The sequence below is a fragment of the Desulfonatronum sp. SC1 genome (genome assembly GCF_003046795.1).
GTDB lineage: Bacteria > Desulfobacterota > Desulfovibrionia > Desulfovibrionales > Desulfonatronaceae > Desulfonatronum.
On sequence record NZ_PZKN01000163.1, the window covers coordinates 1 to 438 of the forward strand.

The 438-nt window shown below is 45.0% G+C and carries 1 protein-coding gene; it reads right to left on the reverse strand.

Annotated elements, in window-relative coordinates; genetic code table 11:
• A partial coding sequence (gene pyrF, locus C6366_RS21130; protein ID WP_107740651.1) for an orotidine-5'-phosphate decarboxylase occupies positions 1 to 377 on the reverse strand: 377 nt, incomplete at its 3' end.
• Positions 378 to 438 lie beyond the last annotated feature (61 nt).

The following is a 438-nucleotide window of genomic DNA, read 5'->3' on the forward strand; positions in this document are numbered from 1 at the left end:
ATATAAGGCGCCACCGTTACCGCATCAAAATCCATGGCATCGAAAAACGCTCTGGCATAAAGATTGGACGTGTTACCAATGTCGCCGCGTTTGGCATCGGCAATGATGAACATATCGGGGTAGTTATACCGGATATAGTTAACTGTTTTCTCAAGGCTGTTCCAGCCATTCACGCCCAGGCTCTCGTAAAAGGCAAGGTTGGGTTTGTATGCCACAGCCATGTCGTGTGTGGCATCAATAATCTCCTTGTTAAAAGCGAAAATTGGGTCGGTGGTATCTAACAGGAAGCGGGGGATTTTCTGGATGTCGGTATCCAAGCCCACACACAAAAAGCTTTTTTTAGCTTTAATCTGAGAAAAAAGTTCGGCTGAAGTCATTGGTATTGTTTTTGGTGTTTTATCGGTTATGATGCTGCCGGATAATTGCCCGACATCTTAC